1 protein-coding gene is annotated in these 679 nt (G+C 42.0%); it reads right to left on the reverse strand.

Annotated elements, in window-relative coordinates; genetic code table 11:
- On the reverse strand, positions 1 to 679 hold a 679-nt coding region (locus VT06_RS16975; protein WP_052750339.1), incomplete at both ends, for a THxN family PEP-CTERM protein.

The raw sequence follows: 679 nt of genomic DNA on the forward strand, positions 1-679 counted from the left end.
TTTAGTTAAACGGCGACGACCAAACGCTCTTAAGCCTAATAAGCCTAAACCGAACATACCTAACATTGCTGGCTCAGGTACATTTACTGGCCGAGTGGTAATAATAAAACCAAACTCCGCCGGCGTAAACGCTTTTTCTCGCGTAGTAAAGCCTAAACAACCATTGGCTACGCCTGCTTTGGCGCAAGTAGCGTTAGCTAATGGCGTTAAATTACCAGTTAACTCAACAATACTGAGAAAATAGGTAACACCGTCGTAGACAAACTCACTGTTTAACGCACCAAACCGAATAATGAAAATGTCATCGCACACCGTAGCACTTATAAAATCACACGGAGTCCGATTAGGCGTTTCAATAAAATCTATAAAGAAATTAGTTTCAAACATCACTGACGGACCAACAGGATTAACCGGTGTTAAATTCAGCGTGGTAAATACACTGGCACTAGTCAGCGAGCTAAAAGTATTAGAAATAGTGTTGTTAAAATGGGTAATGGTGTTAGTTGGCGATGGCATCAAATCGTTAGTGAAAATGTTACCCATTGCCGGTGAATTGCTAATTTCCAAACCACTGCGTGAGTTAAGCGCATTTTGCGTAGCATCAGTATGATCACCGCCAGCGCGACCCCAGCTAATCAGTGAGTCGTTTACAATTTGATTGGCGTTAACGCCATTAAAT

This window comes from Arsukibacterium sp. MJ3, assembly GCF_000987765.1.
Lineage (GTDB): Bacteria > Pseudomonadota > Gammaproteobacteria > Enterobacterales > Alteromonadaceae > Alishewanella.